Origin of the sequence: Pseudomonas sp. WS 5010, assembly GCF_012985565.1 — a bacterium.
Taxonomy (GTDB): domain Bacteria; phylum Pseudomonadota; class Gammaproteobacteria; order Pseudomonadales; family Pseudomonadaceae; genus Aquipseudomonas.
This window is the reverse complement of the sequence record NZ_JAAQWQ010000005.1, coordinates 13,147-31,791: the sequence shown is the minus strand read 5'-3', so window position 1 is coordinate 31,791 and position 18,645 is coordinate 13,147. Positions and strand designations below refer to the sequence as shown.

Below are 18,645 nucleotides of genomic sequence, written 5' to 3'. Positions count from 1 at the left end.
CCGCCTGTTCTGTCAGTGCGGGGCCTTTCTTTGTGCTGGTGCTGGTACGCTGCTGGTACGACAGACCGGATCTGGTAGGTAAACCCGGCGAAACCCTTGATTTATATGGTGTCCCAGGGCCGGTTCGAACGGCCAACCTTCCCCTTAGGAGGGGGATGCTCTATCCAATTGAGCTACTGGGACTTATGACAGGCGCAAGGCCAAATGGCGTCGCGACAGACGGCGTGCATGTTAACGGCCAAGGTGAGTTTTGTCATGTCGTCCGCAAGCTTTTTAGGCGTAAGCCGTTAACGCGCCCACCTCCTGCCTACAGGGCTGCCAAGACCCATCGTGCAAAATGCACTAGCACGAAAGGCCATCATTGCATCTTGCAACGAGCCATACTTTTGAGATCAATCTAACATACTGTTTTTTAAGGATTTTTATCAAAATAGCAGCTGGCACGATGACTGCACTCTTTACCCTTAACAATCTGTCCTGCACATGAACACGGGGAAACACCCATGAACAGCACCCTCCTGCTTCTGAATGCCCTGGCCCTGGCGGTACTGGTGATGTTCCAGTTCCAGACCAGTGGCGATAGCGATGCAGCGCAGATCAGCCACACAGGCAGCCACCAGACCCAGCAACGCGCGCAACTGGCAGTGATGACAGCCAATGGGCAACCCTCTGTTCAGTTGGCACAAGGCGCGCAGGCCGCCGGCACTTCTGAGCACTGGATTTTCTAAGCGAGCCGATCATGACCAAGACCACCTGGCTGTTTTTCATTCTGACCCTCATCACCGGCGTCATGGGGCTCAGCGCCACGTCGAATGATTGGCACACCCTTTCCCTAGGCGCCTGCGCCGTGTTCGCCAGCGCGTGGGTGATTGCCGCAATTGTCGGGCGTCGCTTCAAGTTCGACCCGGTTCTGCGCTGAACAACCGATTCACCCCCCCGCCCTCCTCACCTCACCTGTCGCCCGACCTTATGTCGCCTGGGCGCGCAAATCGGCCATTTGCCACTAGTCTTAAAAATAAGGGCAAAAGGCCACATTGCTATAGGATGTGCGCCGCAAGACCCTCGGGCATCGAGAGCCTGCGCTGCGAATACTGCGCAGAAAAGTTTTCTAACCAGTCCGCAAATTTGATAATGAGTACTGGCATAAAGCCTGTAGTCAGTTCAATATTTGTCACAGAATTGACGCCAAGGAACCGGCAAATCTGAGGCATGATGCGGCCTCTTTGCAATTCAGGTTGAACATTTGTCCGCAAACCTTGTCCTAACACACATGTTGCGGCCAATTCCAAAAACCGCTCCCCTGAACTAACCGGTTAAATATATGCGCCCATTGAAACAGGCAATTTATTCCAGCCGTACGGCTGACAAGTTCGTCGTACGTCTGCCAGACGGAATGCGGGAACGCATTGCCGAGGTGGCTCGCAATCATCACCGCAGCATGAACTCTGAAATCATCGCGCGCATGGAGCAAAGCCTTATTCAGGAAGGCGCTCTGGGTGATGAGCTGAGCATGCGTATGGACAGCCCGGAGCTGTCACTGCACGAACGCGAGCTGCTACAGCGGTTTCGCCAACTGTCCCACCGTCAGCAAAATGCGCTTGTGTCGCTGATTGCCCATGACGTTGAGGCAGCCGCAGAAGCCGAATAACCGGCAACTGAAAGCTGAAGCCAGCCTTGCGCTGGCTTTTTTTTGCGTGTTTTTTTTACTTTGGATGCAGGAGCCGGCTTGCCGGCCCCTATTGGGTTCAAAGCAGGAAGATCGTCGCCAAGCCCAGGAAGATGAAGAAGCCACCACTGTCAGTCATGGCCGTGATCATCACACTGGCGCCCATCGCCGGATCGCGCCCAAGGCGCGCAAGGGTCATGGGGATCAACACCCCCATCAAGGCCGCCAGTAGCAGGTTGAGGGTCATGGCCGCAGTCATGACCACGCCCAGGGACCAGCTGCCATACAGCAGATAGGCCACCACCCCAATAACGCCCCCCCACACCAAGCCATTGATCAGGCCCACCGCCAATTCCTTGCGCATCAGGCGCGAGGTATTACCCGTGCTCACCTGGTCCAGGGCCATTGCCCGCACGATCATGGTGATGGTCTGGTTACCCGAGTTACCACCAATACCGGCCACGATCGGCATCAGCGCCGCCAACGCCACCAGCTTCTCGATAGAGCCTTCAAACAGGCCGATCACCCGCGAGGCAATGAACGCAGTAATCAGGTTGACCGCCAGCCAAGCCCAACGGTTGCTCAGGGATCGCCAGACTGACGCAAAAATATCTTCCTCTTCACGCAGACCCGCCATGTTGAGGACTTCGTTTTCGCTTTCCTCACGGATCAGGTCGACCATCTCATCGATGGTCAAACGGCCGATCAGCTTGCCGTTCTTGTCGACCACCGGGGCCGAAATCAAGTCATAACGCTCGAATGCCTGGGCGGCATCGTAGGCGTCTTCATCGGGATGAAAGCTCACCGGATCGCTGGCCATGACCTCGGCCACTTGTTTGTCCGGGTCGTTGACCAGCAGGCGCTTGATCGGCAGCACGCCCTTGAGGATGCCCTCGTAGTCGACCACAAACAGCTTGTCGGTGTGCCCCGGCAGTTCCTTGAGGCGCCGCAGGTAGCGCAAGACCACTTCCAGGCTGACATCCTCACGGATAGTCACCATCTCGAAGTCCATCAATGCGCCGACTTGCTCCTCGTCATAGGACAACGCGGAGCGCACGCGCTCACGCTGCTGACCGTCGAGGGTCTCCATCAGCTCATGGACAACATCACGGGGCAGCTCAGGGGCGAGGTCGGCCAGTTCGTCGGCGTCCATCTCCTTGGCCGCAGCCAGGAGCTCGTGATCGTCCATGTCGGCGATCAGGGTCTCACGCACCGAGTCGGATACTTCGAGGAGGATGTCGCCATCGCGATCAGCCTTGACCAACTGCCAAAGCGTCAGACGGTCGTCCAGCGGCAGGGCTTCAAGGATGTAGGCAACGTCGGCAGAGTGCAGGTCATCGAGCTTGCGCTGCAATTCGACGAGATTCTGCCGATGGACCAGGTTCTCGACCCGGTCTTGATGAGGACCTTCCTGGCGATGGGTCAGATCTTCGACCACACGCTGGCGCTGCAGCAGCTCGACGACTTGAGCCAGGCGATCCTGCAGGCTTTCTTGTGTTTTCTTTACTTCTACTTCGGTCATAGGCGAACTCCACTCCCAGCAGCGGGGCACGCCGGAAGGATCAATCAGTCAATTCATGATTGGTAAAACGGGGTACTGAGTAACTACTGGGTAAGTCCATGGAGGTATTCCACAAGCCCCGGCGGGGCTGACGGGCGCAATGATACACCGTGCGCCCGCTTTAAACGTTAAAAAACTGGAAAGAACAAGCGCTTGCACAACAAAGCTGAGTGTTGGCCACACGTATGAAACTGCGACGACAGCCATAGAAAAGAAAACACATGGGCGAGAGAAAAACCTGCGTGGCCGAGACTATTCCTACGCAGGCCGCCGGGAAAGTAAAAACCCCAGACGGCAAAAAGCCCGCACTAGGCGGGCTTTTTGTTTGTATGGTGCACTCGACAGGATTCGAACCTGTGACCGCTCGGTTCGTAGCCGAGTACTCTATCCAGCTGAGCTACGAGTGCAGATTGTGGTTTTATACCAGATCACAACTGGTTGGAGCCAAGTTACCTGCATTGCTGCAACTAACTCTTAAATGGTGCACTCGACAGGATTCGAACCTGTGACCGCTCGGTTCGTAGCCGAGTACTCTATCCAGCTGAGCTACGAGTGCATTTGTTGCCGCGCATTATAGGCCGTTCAATCTCTATGTAAAGCTATTTTTTCGTTTAATTTCAACAACTTAGCGAAAAAACCAGATTGCAACGTACTAAGCAAATAATGGCGGAGAACGGGGGATTCGAACCCCCGACACCCTTTTGAGGTGTACTCCCTTAGCAGGGGAGCGCCTTCGGCCACTCGGCCAGCTCTCCGCAACACGGGGCGTATATTAACCAGCTTCATCCCCGTTTGCAAACATAAAAAACGATAAAAATTAATGGCTTGGTTCGTCGTCCTTCTCTTTCTTGATCCGCAGGTAGATTTCCTCACGGTGGACGGCCACCTCTTTGGGGGCATTGACCCCAATCCGCACTTGATTGCCTTTGACGCCGAGCACGGTCACGGTGATTTCGCCATCACCAATAATCAGGCTTTCTGCGCATCGACGAGTCAGAATCAGCATACCTTTCTCCTCACGCATTTCATTTCGGGAACAACAGTCTGCAAAAAAAGGCCTTGGGCCTATAACCCATCGGCCATGGCCCTGCATGCCTAAGTATTGTCGAGCACGGGCAAAAGAACAGGCCTGGGCCATCACCCGGCAAAAAAGAAAGGCGCGGATCAACCGCGCCTTCCTGGCAACGCGTTACTCGCCCTGTCGGGCCGGCGCGTCCAGTTCGAAAGCGGTGTGCAGTGCACGCACAGCCAGCTCCAGGTACTTCTCTTCAATCACCACCGACACCTTGATCTCCGATGTGGAGATCATCTGGATATTGATGGTTTCCTTGGCCAGGGACTCGAACATGCGGCTGGCAACGCCCGCATGGGAGCGCATACCCACACCAACGATCGACACCTTGGCGATCTTGGTGTCGCCGACCACTTCACGCGCCCCGATTTCCTGGGCAGTGTTCTGCAGGATACGCTCGGCCGCATCGTACTCGTTGCGGTGCACGGTGAAGGTGAAGTCGGTGGTGTTATCGTGCGCAACGTTCTGCACGATCATGTCGACTTCAATGTTCGCCGCACTGATCGGCCCAAGGATCTTGAAGGCCACGCCCGGGGTGTCTGGCACGCCACGGATGGTCAGCTTGGCTTCATCGCGGTTAAAGGCGATGCCGGAAATGATCGGCTGTTCCATGGATTCCTCTTCATCAATAGTAATGAGGGTGCCCGGACCCTCTTTAAAGCTGTGCAATACGCGCAGCGGTACGTTGTACTTGCCGGCAAACTCCACCGCACGGATCTGCAACACCTTGGACCCGAGGCTGGCCATTTCCAGCATCTCTTCGAAGGTGATCTTGTCCAGGCGCTGGGCCACGGACACTACGCGCGGGTCAGTGGTGTAGACGCCGTCCACATCGGTGTAGATCTGGCATTCGTCAGCCTTCAGGGCTGCCGCCAGCGCCACGCCGGTGGTGTCGGAACCGCCACGGCCCAGGGTCGTGATATTGCCGTGCTCGTCAACGCCCTGGAAACCGGCGACAACCACCACGCGACCGGCCTTCAGGTCACCACGAATCTTCTGGTCGTCGATCTGCAGGATGCGCGCCTTGGTGTGCGCGCTGTCCGTGAGGATCCGTACCTGGGTGCCAGTGTAGGACACCGCCGGCACGCCACGCTTGTTCAGCGCCATGGCCAACAAAGCAATGGTCACCTGCTCACCGGTGGACACGATCACATCCAGCTCACGCGCCAGCGGAGCCTGATCACCACTGATTTGCTTGGCCAGGTCGATCAGGCGATTGGTCTCGCCGCTCATGGCCGACAGCACCACCACCAGGTCGTCGCCGGCATCGCGGAATTTCTTAACCTTGTCGGCGACCTGCTCGATTCGTTCGACAGAGCCGACCGAGGTGCCTCCAAATTTCTGTACGATCAAAGCCATTTCTAAGCCGCCTCAGCCCGTAAAGGGGCGCCCAATAAACAAATCTTCCAGCAGCTAAGCGAGCCCATGACTAGACCATGGACTCATTAACAGCGCCTTAAATACCGGCCTCGACAAATGGCACGGTCAGGGCCAGGGCCGCGTCCAGGGCACCAGCGTCTACACCACCGCCTTGCGCCATGTCCGGACGACCACCGCCCTTCCCGCCCACTGCCGCAGCGGCTTGTTTCATCAAATCACCAGCCTTGAGTTGGCCAGTCAGGTCCTTGGTTACACCGGCAACCAGTACGACCTTTTCCTCATGGACACTGCCGAGCAGGATCACTGCGCGGCCGAGCTTGTTCTTCAACTGATCGACCAAGGCCAACAGCGCCTTGCCGTCCTGACCGTCCAGGCGCGCGGCCAGAACCTTCACGCCCTTGATGTCCAGTGCCGAGGCTGACAGGTCGTCACCCGCTGCGCTGGCCGCCTTGGCTTGCAACTGCTCCAGCTGTTTTTCCAGCTGGCGGTTGCGCTCCAGTACGGCAGAGAGCTTGTCGATCAGGTTGTCACGGCTGCCCTTGACCAGGGTCGCCGCTTCCTTGAGTTGTTCTTCGGCCGCATTGAGGTAGGCCAGGGCCGCAGTGCCGGTCACCGCCTCGATACGCCGTACACCGGAAGCCACGCCGCCTTCGCTGATGATTTTCAGCAGGCCGATGTCACCGGTGCGCTTGGCATGGATACCGCCGCACAGTTCCACGGAGAAGCTGCCGCCCATGCTCAGCACGCGTACGTTGTCGCCGTATTTCTCGCCGAACAGCGCCATGGCGCCTTTTTTCTTGGCGGTTTCAATATCGGTTTCTTCAGTTTCTACCGCAGTGTTCTTGCGAATTTCGGCGTTGACGATGTCTTCCAATGCCTTCAATTGCTCAGGCTTGATCGCTTCAAAATGGCTGAAGTCAAAGCGCAGGCGCTGACTGTCGACCAACGACCCCTTCTGCTGGACGTGCTCGCCCAATACCTGGCGCAGCGCCGCGTGCAGCAAGTGGGTAGCCGAGTGGTTCAAGGCGGTTGCATGCCGCACATCAGCATCAACCTGAGTCTCTACCGGAGCGCCGACCGTCAGGTTACCCAGCACCAACACACCGTGATGCAGGAAAGCACCGCCGGTCTTGGTGGTGTCGCGCACGTCGAAACGACCGGATGTCGAGCGCAAGAAACCACAGTCACCGACCTGGCCGCCAGATTCGGCGTAGAACGGCGTCTGATCGAGCACCACGACCGCCTCTTCGCCTTCGCTCAAGACATCGACCGACTGGCCATCTTTATAAATAGCCACGATCTTGGCCGAGCCGACGGTGGCCTGATAACCCGTGAACTCGGTCGCCACGTCAACCTTGACCAAGGTGTTGTAATCCAGGCCAAAAGAGCTTGCGGAACGCGCGCGTACACGCTGGGCTTCCATCTCACGCTCGAAACCAACCTCATCGACCGTCAGTTCACGCTCGCGGGCGATGTCGGCCGTCAGGTCCATCGGGAAGCCATAGGTGTCATACAGCTTGAACACCACATCACCGGGCACCACGGTGCCTTTGAGCTCAGCCAGGTCCTGTTCCAGGATCTTCAGGCCGTGCTCTAGGGTCTTGGAGAACTGCTCTTCTTCAGCCTTGAGCACGCGCTCGATGTTGGCTTGCTGCTGCTTGAGTTCCGGAAAGGCTTCGCCCATCTCGGCCACCAGCGCGGCAACGATTTTGTAGAAGAAGCTACCCGTGGCGCCCAACTTGTTACCGTGGCGGCAGGCGCGACGGATGATGCGGCGCAGCACGTAGCCACGGCCTTCGTTGGAGGGCAGCACGCCGTCGGCAATCAGGAAGCCGCAGGAACGGATATGGTCCGATACCACTTTGAGCGAAGACTGGTTGTCGTTGGCGCAGCCAATGGCCGCGGCCGACGCGCTCAGCAGGTTCTTGAACAGGTCGATTTCGTAGTTGGAGTGAACGTGCTGCATCACCGCGCTGATCCGCTCCAGGCCCATACCCGTATCTACCGACGGCGCAGGCAGCGGATGCAACACGCCATCGGCGGTGCGGTTGAACTGCATGAACACGTTGTTCCAGATCTCGATGTAACGGTCACCGTCTTCTTCCGGCGAACCCGGCGGGCCACCCCAGATGTCGGCGCCATGATCGTAGAAAATCTCGGTGCACGGGCCGCACGGGCCGGTATCGCCCATGGTCCAGAAGTTGTCGGAGGCGTAAGGCGCGCCCTTGTTGTCGCCGATGCGGATCATGCGCTCGACCGGCACACCGATCTGCTGGGTCCAGATGTCGTAGGCTTCGTCATCGGTGGCGTAGACGGTGACCCAGAGTTTTTCCTTCGGCAGCTTCAGCACGCCAGTGAGGAAGGTCCAGGCGAAGTTGATCGCGTCTTGCTTGAAATAATCGCCAAAGCTGAAGTTGCCGAGCATTTCGAAAAAGGTGTGGTGACGGGCGGTGTAGCCGACGTTCTCCAGGTCGCTGTTCTTGCCGCCGGCGCGCACGCACTTCTGGCTGCTGGTGGCGCGGGTGTAGGCGCGTTTTTCCTGGCCCAGGAAGCAGTCCTTGAACTGGTTCATCCCCGCGTTAGTGAACAGCAGGGTTGGGTCATTGCCTGGGATCAAAGAGCTGGAGGAGACACGGGTGTGACCTTGCTCTTCGAAGAAGCGAAGGAAGGCTTCACGGATTTCTGCGCTTTTCATTAGGTTCTTCCACGGAGGCTGCGGCCAAAGGCCAGTGCTAAACGTCATCAGACGGAGCGACGGCAAAGGGCCGCATTATATCGGCCCTTTGCCCGTGGTACAGCGTGTTTATACGATAGAAACAGTCAATTAGACGGCCTGCACTGTCATTTCCGGGAAAACTCGACAAATGTCGCCAGCACTTGCTCCATCTGTGCCCGGCTGACGTCCAGGTGCGTGACCATGCGCAAGCGCGGGGCGGCACTCAACGTGATCCCACGCGCTTCGGCAAAGGCCTTCAGCGCCTGGGCCTGCTCGCCGATCTGCACGTAGACCATATTGGTCTGCACCGGCTCCACGCTATAGCCGGCCTTGCGCAGCTCATCGCCGAGCCACTGGGCATTGGCGTGGTCTTCGGCCAGGCGCGCTACCTGATGGTCCAGGGCGTACAGCCCCGCCGCCGCCAAAGAACCCGCCTGGCGCATACCGCCACCGACCATCTTGCGCAAACGGCGGGCCTTGGCGATCAACGCACTGGAGCCGCACAGCACCGAGCCAACCGGCGCGCCAAGGCCCTTGGACAGGCACACCGAAACCGAATCGAAATACCCGGCAATCTCCCGCGCATCCACCCCCAGCTTGACCGCCGCGTTGTACAGGCGCGCGCCGTCCAGGTGCAGGGCCAGGCCATGTTCGCGGGTAAATGCGCGTGCAGCGGCCAGGTAGCTCATGGGCAACACTTTGCCTTGCATGGTGTTTTCCAACGCCAACAGCCGGGTGCGGGCGAAGTGGAAGTCATCCGGCTTGATCGCTTCTGCGACCTGGGCCAGGTCCAGCGAACCGTCCGCCTGGACTTCCAGGGGCTGCGGCTGGATCGAACCCAGCACCGCCGCGCCGCCGCCCTCATATTTGTAGGTGTGGGCCTGTTGCCCGACGATGTATTCCTCGCCCCGCTCGCAGTGGGCCATCAGTGCCAACAGGTTGCTCATGGTGCCGGTCGGCACGAACAGCGCGGCGGCAAAGCCCAGGCGCTTGGCCAGTTCGGCTTCCAGCAGGTTGACGCTGGGGTCTTCACCGTAGACATCATCGCCGCTCGGTGCGCTGGCCATGGCATCGCGCATGCCCGGCGTGGGTTGGGTCACGGTGTCACTACGAAGATCAATAACGGACATCAAGCGGGCCTCTGCGAGTGGGGAATGACCTGTTGTAACCGATTACTGCGGGCATCGCCCACAGATATCAACCGCCTACACGGCTGATCGGCAAACCTTTCGATAGTCGATATTAACAAGCACCCTATGCAGTTTTTCGAAATGTATGGTAAAAACTCTCCGCCGCCAGGGTTCTGGCGGCAACGTTCTCAGGGCGGGGTGCAATTCCCCACCGGCGGTAATTGCGCGCAATGCGCATAGCCCGCGAGCGCTTGGCGCCTCGAACTGCTCACGCAGGACGGCGGCAAGGTCAGCAGACCCGGTGTGATCCCGGGGCCGACGGTCATAGTCCGGATGAAGAGAGAACGGGATTGGCGCCTAAGGGCCGTGTGCTGATTTCATGCCTGCATGACACAGCTGCTCGTACCCTTAAATCCCATTCGATTCATAACGCCCTGTTTTTTTCATAAACAGGAGTCAGAACATGCAACCCACCGCAATCGACAGCAAGAGCAAAAACCACCACGGTGAGCGCGTCGCGTTTATCCAGGCTTGCTGGCACAAAGATATTGTTGATCAGAGCCGTAAAGGCTTCCTCGCCGAAATGCTCGTCCAGGGCTACCAAGAATCGGACATCGATTTCTTTGAAGTCGGCGGCGCCTTTGAAATGCCCCTGCACGCCAAGCTACTGGCCAAGTCCGGCCGCTACGCCGGCATCGTCGCCGCCGCCCTGGTGGTGGACGGTGGGATCTATCGCCACGAGTTCGTCGCACAATCGGTAGTCAGCGGCCTGATGCAGGTGCAGTTGGAAACCGAAGTGCCAGTGTTCTCGGTGTCCCTGACGCCGCATCACTTCCACGCGGGCAGCGAGCACCACAACTTCTTCTTTGAGCACTTTGTGCACAAGGGCAAGGAAGCTGCGCAGACCTGCGCCGATACCCTGCACAAGATCCGCGCGATCCGCCGCAATGAGCCGCGTGCCTTAGCAGTCTAAGCAACCCTACCCAACCCAGTGTAAAAACTGGGTCTGGGTGGGAGCTGGCTTGCCTGCGATAGCATCGCCTCGAGGTAACTGACAGACCGAGTTGATGCTATCGCAGGCAAGCCAGCTCCTACAGTTGACCGCGCTGAACCCAAGGCTCAGGCCAGGCCAACATCTGTGGTCGGCACAATCAGGATGCCCGCCCGCAAGCCATTCTTGACCTTCGGGTTGGGGAAGATGATGCGCGCGCCCTCCTCCTCGATCACCCAGCGGGTCTTGGCGATGTCCTCGGCCAGCAGGTAGCCCTTCTCCAGTTCCGAAAAGTTCTCCACATCCGCCGGCAAATGCAGGGTGAAGGCGTCACTGTGCTTGATGATTTCCCGGGCCACGCTGAACAACTTCAGGCCGTCCAGGCCCTCGGCGGCCGGCTCGTTGCCTTCGATGATTTGCTTGAGGCGGGTTTCCAGGCGCGATACATCCACCCCCTGGTTCTGCCCGAATGGACGGGCCTTGCCCAGTTCCAGGGTGAACGACTCGGCGCCCAGTTGCTCGTAGGTAAACGCGGTGAAAGTGATGGAGGTCTTGTTCTGCAACAGCACCGCTTCCATGCCGGCCGCGCGCAAGCGGGCCAGTTCGGTGCGGGAGTGTTGGCGCCCTTCCTTGAAGGGGTACAGGGCGAACTGCTCGATCTTCGAACCGCGAATCGCCGTGTGCAGGTCGTAGTGCAGGCGCGAACGGCCGGGCACACCGAAGAAGGTACGGGCCAACTGCTCAAGCTCGGCGGCGCGCATGGCTTCGGGGCCGATGCTTTGTTCGTGGCGGCCGTTGAACAGCCGGTTGACGTCCTGCTCGAGGTAACGCTCGCCGCGACGCATGGCCTCGGGGTTGCCGAACAGGAACAGAATACGGGTACGGGGCTTGATCTCCCCGCGGGCGATGCCATGCAACAGGCGGTCGGCCAATTCGATCGGCGCGGTTTCGTTGCCATGGATGCCGGATGACAGCAGCACATCGGCGCCGTTGTCCCGTGCCTCAGGAGGCCGCACCTCGAGTGCGCCCTCACTGAGCCAGCGCATTTGCACGCCGTCGACAGTCAGTTGAATTTTTTGCGCCGGTTCACGACCGGCGAGGGTCAGTTCAAGCAGTTTGCCGAGGGCGAGCATAGAGCAGCTTCCTTAGTGGTTGCAGCCTGGGCCGTGGACGTGATCGTCGTCATCACCTTCAACGTCGGCCGGTTCCATTTCCAGTTGCAGGCTCATCAGGTTGGTGGCCAGCGGGCGCATCAGCAGGTTGGCGTACTCGGCGTCGCCTTCTTCCACGTCCACGCCGATCAGCAGTTGGCCACGGCCATCGTGCTGGATCCAGATTTCCTTGCCCTGCCACACCACGGCCAGGCGGGTGCAAGAGGTTTCCAGCTGGGTGCCGTCGGTGTCTTCAAGGATCAGCTTCAGGGTATCGGTGGTCATAAATAAGTCTCAGCCGTGTGGCTTTAATTGATCTGGAAAGGATAAACCGAGCCCAGTTTAAGGATTTGCGTCAGTTCATCCAATGCCGTGCGACATTCGAGCAGCAACTGCGGGTCAGCCAGATCGGTTTCACGCAGGCTGTCGCGGTAGTGCTTGCCGACCCATTGGGTCAACGTTTCGTACAGCGGTGCAGTCATGATAACCCCTGGATTGACCGCCGCCAGTTCAGCCTCCTTCAACGCCACGCGCAAACGCAGGCAGGCCGGGCCGCCGCCATTCTGCATGCTTTGCTTGAGGTCGAAGACTTTCACTTCGCCGACCGGCCCACCGGCACTGGTCAGGCTTTGCAGGTAGTGCCAGACACGCTCGTTGTTGCGGCACTCTTCGGGCACGATCAGCAGCATCGAACCGTCGGCGCGGCTCAGCAACTGGCTGTTGAACAGGTAGGAGCGCACGGCGTCTTCGACGCTGACCAGGGCGCGGGGTACGCAGATTGCCTGGAAATTGCCGCCGACCTTGCCCAGCTTGGCCTGCAGTTCAGCGAGCATCTGCTCGGTATTGAGGAACGCATCCTCGTGATAGAACAACACTTCGCCGTTACCCACTGCGATCACGTCGTTGTGGAACACCCCGGCATCGATCACGGCCGGGTTCTGCTGGCCGTAGACCACACCGTCATCCTGCAGGCCATGCAAACGCGCAACCGCCTGGGACGCTTCGAGGGTCTGGCGCGCCGGGTACTTTTGCGGCGCTGGGTAGCGGGTGTCGAACGCACTGCGGCCGAACACGAAAAACTCCACGCCCGCCTCGCCATATTCGCGGCAGAAGCGGGTGTGGTTGGCGGCGCCTTCGTCACCGAACTGCGCCACGGCCGGCAACGCGGCGTGGTGGGCGAAGTGCTGCTGATCGGCAAACATCGCCCCCAGCACGCGGCTGGTGGTCGGGTGTTCGATGCTGCGGTGGTATTTGCAGTTGAGGTTGGCGGCGGTGAAATGCACGCGGCCGTCAAACGTGTCGGCGCTCGGGCTGACCGTCGCGGCGTTGGCCACCCACATGCTCGAGGCCGAACAACTGGCCACCAGCAACGGCATGGCGTGCTTGGCCGCCTGCTGGATCACCTGGGCGTCTGTGCCGGCAAAGCCAAGGCTGCGCAGCGCGGCGACATCCGGACGTTCCTGGGGAGCAAGCACACCTTGCACAAAGCCCATGTCCATCAGGGCTTTCATTTTCGCCAGGCCCTGCAGCGCCGCTTCCCTGGGGTTGGAAGATTGCTGGCTGTTGCTCTGGGACGCGACGTTGCCGTAGGACAAACCGCCGTAGTTATGGGTCGGCCCCACGAGACCGTCAAAATTGACTTCACAGGATTTCATCGGCGAGGCTCCACGAACATCTGTTTTTATAGGCATCAAAGGTCTTCAACACACCACAAACCTGTCTTTGCAAACCCGATCAACTGCAGGTGCTGGCTTGTGTAGGAGCTGGCTTGCCTGCGATGGCATCCCCTCGGTCTGGCTGAAAGACCGAGGTGCCCGCATCGCAGGCAAGCCAGCTCCCACACAAGCCCGCTCCCACATTTAGTTCAGCGTTACACCCGGCGTCAGCGCGGCTGGCAAGACCAGGCTCGGTGTCTCCAGGGATGCCACCGGGTACGCGCAGTAATCTGCCGCGTAATAGGCACTGGCGCGATGATTGCCCGACGCCCCTACCCCACCAAATGGCGCGGTGCTGGCGGCGCCGGTCAGTTGCTTGTTCCAGTTAACGATACCGGCGCGGCTCTCCAGCCAGAACTGCTGGTAACGCGCCTCGGAGTCCGACAACAGACCTGCGGCCAGGCCGTACTGAGTGTTGTTGGCTTCACTGATCGCCGCTTCGAAATCCGTGTAGCGAACCACTTGCAGCAACGGGCCGAACAGCTCTTCGTCCTCGCGCTCGGTCACGGCGGTCACGTCGATGATGCCAGGTGTCAGCAAGGCCGCCTGCGCCTGGGGCTGGGTCATTTCCAGCAGCGCCACGGCGCCGTTGGCCAGCATCAGTTCCTGGGCCGCCATCAAGGCCTTGGCCGCGCCCAGGGAAATCACCGAGCCCATGAATGGCGGAGGTTGTTGGTCGAACGCCCCCACGGCAATGGTCGCACTGACGGCAACCAGGCGCGCCAGCAGTGCGTCGCCCCAGGCGCCTTCCGGCACCAGCAGCCGCCGGGCACAGGTGCAGCGCTGGCCAGCAGAAATAAAGGCCGACTGGATGATGGTGTAGACCGCTGCATCCACATCGGCCACCTGGTCCACCACCAGCGGGTTGTTGCCGCCCATTTCCAGCGCGAGGATCTTGTCCGGGCGCCCGGCGAACTGCTGGTGCAGGTGATTGCCGGTGCGGCTGGAACCGGTGAAGAACAGGCCGTCGATACCTGGATTGGAGGCCAGGGCGATCCCGGTCTCCCGCGCGCCTTGCAGCAGGTTCAACACGCCCGCCGGCAGGCCGGCTTCGATCCAGCACTGTACCGTCAGCTCGGCCACTTTAGGGGTCAGCTCGCTCGGCTTGAACAACACGGTATTGCCCGCGAGCAAGGCCGGGACGATATGCCCGTTGGGCAAGTGGCCGGGGAAGTTGTAAGGACCGAACACTGCGACCACGCCGTGAGGCTTGTGGCGCAACACCGCCGTGGCGTCGCCCAGGGGGCCGCTCTTCTCGCCGGTACGTTCGCGGTAGCTCTGCACCGAGATCGCGATTTTGTTGGCCATGCTGGTAACTTCGGTGGCCGACTCCCACAGCGGCTTGCCGGTTTCTTCGCCAATGCAGCGGGCGATTTCATCGGCGCGGCTCTTCAAGGTGGCGGCAAAGGTTTCCAGCACGCTGATGCGCTCTTCCAGGGGGCGCTTGGCCCAGGCAGGGAATGCCTGGCGCGCAGCCTGCACGGCGGACTCGACCTGCTCGACACTGGCGCCATTGCCGGCCCAGATCACCTGCTGGGTCACCGGGTTCAGCGACTCAAAGCGTTCACCCTGGCCAGCCAGCCAGCTCCCTGCGATATACAACGAATTCATTATTTCGACTCCCGGGCAGCAGACAACGGTACGGCACGCACTTGATCACCGGCCACCAGTTGCAGGCGCTTGGCGGTCAGCGGATCGACCACCAGGGTGCCCGCAGCCAGGCGCGCCGGTGCGGCGGTGATGCGGCACTCTTCACGTTTACGGTTATGCATCAGGAACGGCGTGGCGTCGTCCCCCGGCGTGCCGATGGCCAGCACCAGCGCCTGGCTGTCACGCACCGCGCGGATCTTGCTGGTCTCACACTCCACCGCAGGGCCCGCGTCGAAGATATCGACGTAGCCCTGGTAGCTGAAGCCTTCGCTCTTGAGCATGCTCAGGGCCGGCTCGGTGTCGGGATGGACCTTGCCGATCACGTTGCGCGCGTCCTCGGACAAAAAGCAGGTGTACAGCGGGAACTTGGGCATCAGCTCGGCAATAAACGCCTTGTTGCCCACGCCGGTGAGGTAGTCGGCCTGGCTGAACTCCATCTTGAAGAAGTGCCGGCCCAGGCTTTCCCAGAACGGCGAACGCCCGGCGTCGTTGGACACCCCGCGCATCTCGGCAATGATCTTGTTGCCAAACAGCTGCGGGAATTCAGCAATGAACAGCATCCGTGCCTTGGCCAGCATGCGGCCATTGAGGCCGTTGCGGTAATCGGCATGCAGGAACAACGAGCACAGCTCGGAGTTGCCCGTCAGGTCGTTGGCCAGGAACAGCGTAGGAATCTCGCGATAGATGTTCAGTTCCTGGGAGGCGCTGACCGTCAGGCCGACCCGGAAGTTGTACCACGGCTCACGCAGGCCGACGGCGCCAGCGATGGCGGAAATCCCCACCACCCGGCCTTCGTCGTTTTCCAGCACGAACAGGTAGTCGGCATCACCACGCCCGGCTTCGCCGCGAAAGGTCTTTTCAGCCCAGCCAACCCGGTGGGTCAGGCGCTCTTCATTGGCCGGCAAGGTGGTAAGGCCGGTGCCGGTGCTGCGCGCCAGATCAATCAGGGCCGGTAAATCGCTGCTGCGTACGGGACGAACGATCATGCTATCTCCTCAGACGGGCCGCTTTGCAGCCACCCGCGAAACTCTGCTTTTTAAACCGCTACCAGGCGCACGCTGGCGCCTTCGCCGACGCCCAGGGCTTCGGCCGCTTCCAGGTCCAGGGTCACCGGCTTGCCTGGCGCGTAGTCCAGTTCCAGCATCACTGCGCGGTAATCCTGCAACTGCGCGTTGCTCACCAGGTACTGGCGGCCGACGCCCTTGACCATCTCGCCGATCTTCACCGGCACCACGCGGCTCTGGGCGATCGAACGGATGCCCGAGACCCGCGCATGCAGGGTCGGGCCACCGTCGAAGATGTCGATGTAATGATCGGTTTCAAAACCTTCGCGCATCAGGATGTCGAAGGTGATCTGCGCACGCGGGTGCACCTGGCCCATGGCTTCCTGGGCTTCGTCGGGCAACAGCGGCACGTAGATCGGGTAGTGGGGCATCAGCTCGGCGAGGAAGGTGCGGCTCTTCAACCCGCACAGGCGCTCGGCGGCGGCGTAGTTGAGGTCGAAGAAGTTGCGGCCGATGGCATCCCAGAACGGCGAATCACCGTTCTCGTCGCTGTAGCCGACAATCTCGGTCACCACCGAGTCGGCAAAGCGCTCGGGGTGGCTTGCGACAAACAGCAGGCGGCCACGGGAGTTGAGCTCCGACCAGGCCGAACCCACCAGTTCCGGCACCACGTAGAAGCTGGTCAGCAAGCTGTTGCCGGTCAGGTCGTGGCACTGGGACAGGACGTGAATCTTGTTGTGGATCTTCAGTTCGCGGGACGCGTGGACGAAGGTCTCGTTGCGAAAGCTGTAGAACGGCTCGGAATAACCGGCCGAGGCAACGATGGCCGAACAGCCCACCAGCTTGCCGGCGACGGTGTCTTCGAGGACAAAGAAATAGCTTTCTTCACCGTTGAAACTCACTTCGGCGGCGAAGGACGCTTCGCTGGCGGCGATTTTGTCGCTCAGGCGTTCAACGTCATCCGGCAGGGAGGTGACACCAATCGGGCTGTCCGCAGCCAGACGCTGTACCTCGCCCAGATCAGCCATTTGCGCGGGGCGCATCACCAGCATGGTGTCACTCCTTAACTCGAAAACTTCATAAAAAAATGCCGGACACTGAACCTGGAATCACCCAGGTTCCAATGTGGGAGCGGGCTTGCCCGCGATTGCGGTGGGCCAGTCACAACAACGTCGACTGACAGATCGCTATCGCGGGCAAGCCCGCTCGCACATTTGATCCGGTTCGTTAGATAAATGTGTATCTATCAGGCTTGCGTCAGCGTTTTTACAGCACGTTCAAAGCGGTCCAGGCCTTCATTGATGTCCGCCTCTTCCACCACCAGGCTTGGCGCAAAACGCACCACGTCCGGGCCGGCCTGCAGGATCATCAGGTTTTCTTTCTCGGCCGCGTTGAACACGTCCTTGGCCTTGCCCTTGAACGCGTCGCTCAATACGCAACCGAGCAGCAGGCCCATGCCACGTACTTGGGTGAAGATCCCGTATTGCTGGCCGATCTGCTCCAGGCGGGCCTTGAACAGCTCGTGCTTGGCATTGACGCCGGCCAGCACCTGGGGGGTGTTGATCACGTCGATCACCGCTTCGGCCACCGCGCATGCCAGCGGGTTGCCGCCGTAGGTGGTGCCGTGGGTGCCGACCACCAGGTGCTTGGCCAGGTCTTCGCGCGTCAGCATCGCGGCAATCGGGAAGCCGCCGCCCAGGCTCTTGGCGCTGGTGAGGATGTCGGGTACCACGCCGTAGTGCTGGTAGGCAAACAGATGGCCGCTGCGGCCCATGCCAGTCTGCACTTCGTCGAACACCAGCAGCGCGTTGTTGGCGTCACACAGGTCGCGGGCACCTTGCAGGTACGCAAGCTCAGCCGGCAACACGCCGCCTTCGCCCTGGATCGGTTCCAGCACCACGGCGCAGGTCTTGTCCGACACCGCGGCTTTCAGCGCGTCCAGGTCGTTATAAGGAACGTGGGTGATGCCGGTGATTTTAGGACCGAAACCATCGGAGTACTTCGACTGGCCACCGACGTTGACCGTAAACAGGGTGCGGCCGTGGAAGCTGTTCAGGGCGGCGATGATCTCGTATTTCTCGCTGCCGAAACGGTCGAACGCCACGCGACGGGCCAGCTTGAAGGCGGCCTCGTTGGCTTCGGCGCCCGAGTTGCAGAAGAACACACGCTCGGCAAAGGTGGCGTCGATCAGCTTATGGGCCAGGCGCAGGGCCGGCTCGTTGGTGAAGACGTTGGAGACGTGCCACAGCTTGTTGGCCTGGGCGGTCAGTGCACCGACCAGCGCCGGGTGGGCATGGCCCAGCACGTTCACTGCGATGCCGCCGGCAAAATCGATCAGCTCGCGACCCGACTGGTCCCACACGCGGGAACCTTCGCCACGCACAGGGATAAAGGCGGCAGGGGCATAGTTGGGCACCATGACCTGGTCGAAATCGGCACGTTGCACCGGGGCTTGCTCAACGGACATCGGAGTCTCCTGAAGAGGAACGCCTGCCTGGAACTGGCGGGCGATGCAGGGATTGTAAGGACAGTTTTCAGCGCGGCCTTGCCGCCAAGCGACAACTTCTTATAGCGCCAACCCCCGTTTTACGCGGGTTTACGCCAATGCG

General features: G+C 60.2%; 16 protein-coding genes, 4 tRNA genes and 1 riboswitch. Of the genes, 4 read left to right on the top strand and 16 right to left on the bottom strand.

What is annotated here, in order from left to right; translation table 11 throughout:
- Positions 1–106: 106 nt before the first annotated feature.
- Positions 107–183: transfer RNA gene (locus HBO11_RS16900), tRNA-Arg, on the bottom strand.
- A gap of 320 nt (positions 184–503) precedes the next feature.
- On the opposite strand from HBO11_RS16900, the gene HBO11_RS16895 reads away from it, so the two are divergent.
- The 3 genes from HBO11_RS16895 (at position 504) to HBO11_RS16885 (ending at position 1,648) form a co-directional block, all read left to right on the top strand.
- On the top strand, positions 504–728 hold the full coding sequence (locus HBO11_RS16895; protein ID WP_169955166.1) for a hypothetical protein: 225 nt from the start codon (positions 504–506) through the stop codon (positions 726–728).
- Between the two features lie 11 nt (positions 729–739).
- Entirely contained in the window at positions 740–919 is a 180-nt protein-coding gene (locus HBO11_RS16890) for a PA3371 family protein (protein ID WP_169955165.1), read from the top strand.
- 402 nt (positions 920–1,321) lie between these two features.
- A complete protein-coding gene (locus HBO11_RS16885; protein ID WP_029294475.1) occupies positions 1,322–1,648 on the top strand; it encodes an Arc family DNA-binding protein in 327 nt (108 codons plus the stop codon).
- A 97-nt stretch (positions 1,649–1,745) separates the two neighbouring features.
- Here HBO11_RS16885 and mgtE read toward each other — a convergent pair whose 3' ends face one another.
- The 8 genes from mgtE to ltaE form a co-directional block, all read right to left on the bottom strand.
- Positions 1,746–3,188 carry a magnesium transporter gene (mgtE, locus tag HBO11_RS16880; RefSeq protein WP_169955164.1) on the bottom strand — a complete coding sequence of 481 codons (1,443 nt, stop codon included), beginning with the start codon at positions 3,186–3,188 and terminating at the stop codon, positions 1,746–1,748.
- A gap of 369 nt (positions 3,189–3,557) precedes the next feature.
- Positions 3,558–3,634: transfer RNA gene (locus HBO11_RS16875), tRNA-Arg, on the bottom strand.
- Positions 3,635–3,706: 72 nt separating this feature from the next.
- Positions 3,707–3,783: transfer RNA gene (locus tag HBO11_RS16870), tRNA-Arg, on the bottom strand.
- Positions 3,784–3,891: 108 nt separating this feature from the next.
- A tRNA-Ser gene (locus tag HBO11_RS16865) sits at positions 3,892–3,982 on the bottom strand.
- A 62-nt stretch (positions 3,983–4,044) separates the two neighbouring features.
- On the bottom strand, positions 4,045–4,233 hold the full coding sequence (csrA, locus tag HBO11_RS16860; protein ID WP_003178872.1) for a carbon storage regulator CsrA: 189 nt from the start codon (positions 4,231–4,233) through the stop codon (positions 4,045–4,047).
- Between the two features lie 183 nt (positions 4,234–4,416).
- Complete coding sequence (locus HBO11_RS16855; protein WP_038442619.1) at positions 4,417–5,658, bottom strand: aspartate kinase; 1,242 nt, start codon at positions 5,656–5,658, stop codon at positions 4,417–4,419.
- Positions 5,659–5,755: 97 nt separating this feature from the next.
- Complete coding sequence (alaS, locus tag HBO11_RS16850; protein WP_169955163.1) at positions 5,756–8,374, bottom strand: alanine--tRNA ligase; 2,619 nt, start codon at positions 8,372–8,374, stop codon at positions 5,756–5,758.
- Positions 8,375–8,520: 146 nt separating this feature from the next.
- Positions 8,521–9,525: a low-specificity L-threonine aldolase gene (gene ltaE / locus HBO11_RS16845; RefSeq protein WP_169955162.1), complete on the bottom strand. Its 1,005-nt coding sequence runs from the start codon at positions 9,523–9,525 to the stop codon at positions 8,521–8,523.
- A gap of 180 nt (positions 9,526–9,705) precedes the next feature.
- Positions 9,706–9,875: riboswitch (FMN riboswitch) on the top strand.
- Between the two features lie 113 nt (positions 9,876–9,988).
- On the opposite strand from ltaE, the gene HBO11_RS16840 reads away from it, so the two are divergent.
- Positions 9,989–10,498 carry a 6,7-dimethyl-8-ribityllumazine synthase gene (locus tag HBO11_RS16840; RefSeq protein ID WP_169955161.1) on the top strand — a complete coding sequence of 170 codons (510 nt, stop codon included), beginning with the start codon at positions 9,989–9,991 and terminating at the stop codon, positions 10,496–10,498.
- A 146-nt stretch (positions 10,499–10,644) separates the two neighbouring features.
- Here the strand turns inward: HBO11_RS16840 and astE are convergent, their stop codons facing one another.
- The 7 genes from astE to HBO11_RS16805 form a co-directional block, all read right to left on the bottom strand.
- Positions 10,645–11,649: a succinylglutamate desuccinylase gene (gene astE, locus HBO11_RS16835; RefSeq protein WP_169955160.1), complete on the bottom strand. Its 1,005-nt coding sequence runs from the start codon at positions 11,647–11,649 to the stop codon at positions 10,645–10,647.
- Between the two features lie 12 nt (positions 11,650–11,661).
- The gene (locus HBO11_RS16830) at positions 11,662–11,952 is read right to left on the bottom strand and encodes a hypothetical protein (protein WP_029294458.1); all 291 of its coding nucleotides are present in this window, start codon (positions 11,950–11,952) and stop codon (positions 11,662–11,664) included.
- A gap of 23 nt (positions 11,953–11,975) precedes the next feature.
- Positions 11,976–13,322, bottom strand: coding sequence for an N-succinylarginine dihydrolase (gene astB, locus HBO11_RS16825; protein ID WP_169955159.1), 1,347 nt, complete (start codon positions 13,320–13,322; stop codon positions 11,976–11,978).
- 204 nt (positions 13,323–13,526) lie between these two features.
- A complete protein-coding gene (gene astD / locus HBO11_RS16820) occupies positions 13,527–14,996 on the bottom strand; it encodes a succinylglutamate-semialdehyde dehydrogenase (protein ID WP_169955258.1) in 1,470 nt (489 codons plus the stop codon).
- Complete coding sequence (gene astA, locus HBO11_RS16815) at positions 14,993–16,018, bottom strand: arginine N-succinyltransferase (protein WP_169955158.1); 1,026 nt, start codon at positions 16,016–16,018, stop codon at positions 14,993–14,995. The genes astD and astA overlap by 4 nt, the downstream gene beginning before the upstream one ends.
- Positions 16,019–16,068: 50 nt before the next feature.
- Positions 16,069–17,088 carry an arginine/ornithine succinyltransferase subunit alpha gene (gene aruF, locus HBO11_RS16810; RefSeq protein ID WP_032861580.1) on the bottom strand — a complete coding sequence of 340 codons (1,020 nt, stop codon included), beginning with the start codon at positions 17,086–17,088 and terminating at the stop codon, positions 16,069–16,071.
- A 194-nt stretch (positions 17,089–17,282) separates the two neighbouring features.
- Positions 17,283–18,503: an aspartate aminotransferase family protein gene (locus HBO11_RS16805; protein ID WP_169955157.1), complete on the bottom strand. Its 1,221-nt coding sequence runs from the start codon at positions 18,501–18,503 to the stop codon at positions 17,283–17,285.
- Between the last annotated feature and the right edge of the window lie 142 nt (positions 18,504–18,645).

Excerpts from the sequence above, each read along its gene's own strand:
- HBO11_RS16830 (WP_029294458.1), bottom strand. The coding sequence starts at position 11,952 with ATGACCACCGATACCCTGAAGCTGATCCTTGAAGACACCGACGGCACC.
- HBO11_RS16840 (WP_169955161.1), top strand. The coding sequence starts at position 9,989 with ATGCAACCCACCGCAATCGACAGCAAGAGCAAAAACCACCACGGTGAG.
- HBO11_RS16890 (WP_169955165.1), top strand. The coding sequence starts at position 740 with ATGACCAAGACCACCTGGCTGTTTTTCATTCTGACCCTCATCACCGGC.
- HBO11_RS16885 (WP_029294475.1), top strand. The coding sequence starts at position 1,322 with ATGCGCCCATTGAAACAGGCAATTTATTCCAGCCGTACGGCTGACAAG.
- HBO11_RS16805 (WP_169955157.1), bottom strand. The coding sequence starts at position 18,503 with ATGTCCGTTGAGCAAGCCCCGGTGCAACGTGCCGATTTCGACCAGGTC.
- ltaE (WP_169955162.1), bottom strand. The coding sequence starts at position 9,525 with ATGTCCGTTATTGATCTTCGTAGTGACACCGTGACCCAACCCACGCCG.
- mgtE (WP_169955164.1), bottom strand. The coding sequence starts at position 3,188 with ATGACCGAAGTAGAAGTAAAGAAAACACAAGAAAGCCTGCAGGATCGC.
- astA (WP_169955158.1), bottom strand. The coding sequence starts at position 16,018 with ATGATCGTTCGTCCCGTACGCAGCAGCGATTTACCGGCCCTGATTGAT.
- alaS (WP_169955163.1), bottom strand. The coding sequence starts at position 8,374 with ATGAAAAGCGCAGAAATCCGTGAAGCCTTCCTTCGCTTCTTCGAAGAG.
- HBO11_RS16855 (WP_038442619.1), bottom strand. The coding sequence starts at position 5,658 with ATGGCTTTGATCGTACAGAAATTTGGAGGCACCTCGGTCGGCTCTGTC.
- astE (WP_169955160.1), bottom strand. The coding sequence starts at position 11,649 with ATGCTCGCCCTCGGCAAACTGCTTGAACTGACCCTCGCCGGTCGTGAA.
- astB (WP_169955159.1), bottom strand. The coding sequence starts at position 13,322 with ATGAAATCCTGTGAAGTCAATTTTGACGGTCTCGTGGGGCCGACCCAT.
- aruF (WP_032861580.1), bottom strand. The coding sequence starts at position 17,088 with ATGCTGGTGATGCGCCCCGCGCAAATGGCTGATCTGGGCGAGGTACAG.
- HBO11_RS16895 (WP_169955166.1), top strand. The coding sequence starts at position 504 with ATGAACAGCACCCTCCTGCTTCTGAATGCCCTGGCCCTGGCGGTACTG.
- csrA (WP_003178872.1), bottom strand. The coding sequence starts at position 4,233 with ATGCTGATTCTGACTCGTCGATGCGCAGAAAGCCTGATTATTGGTGAT.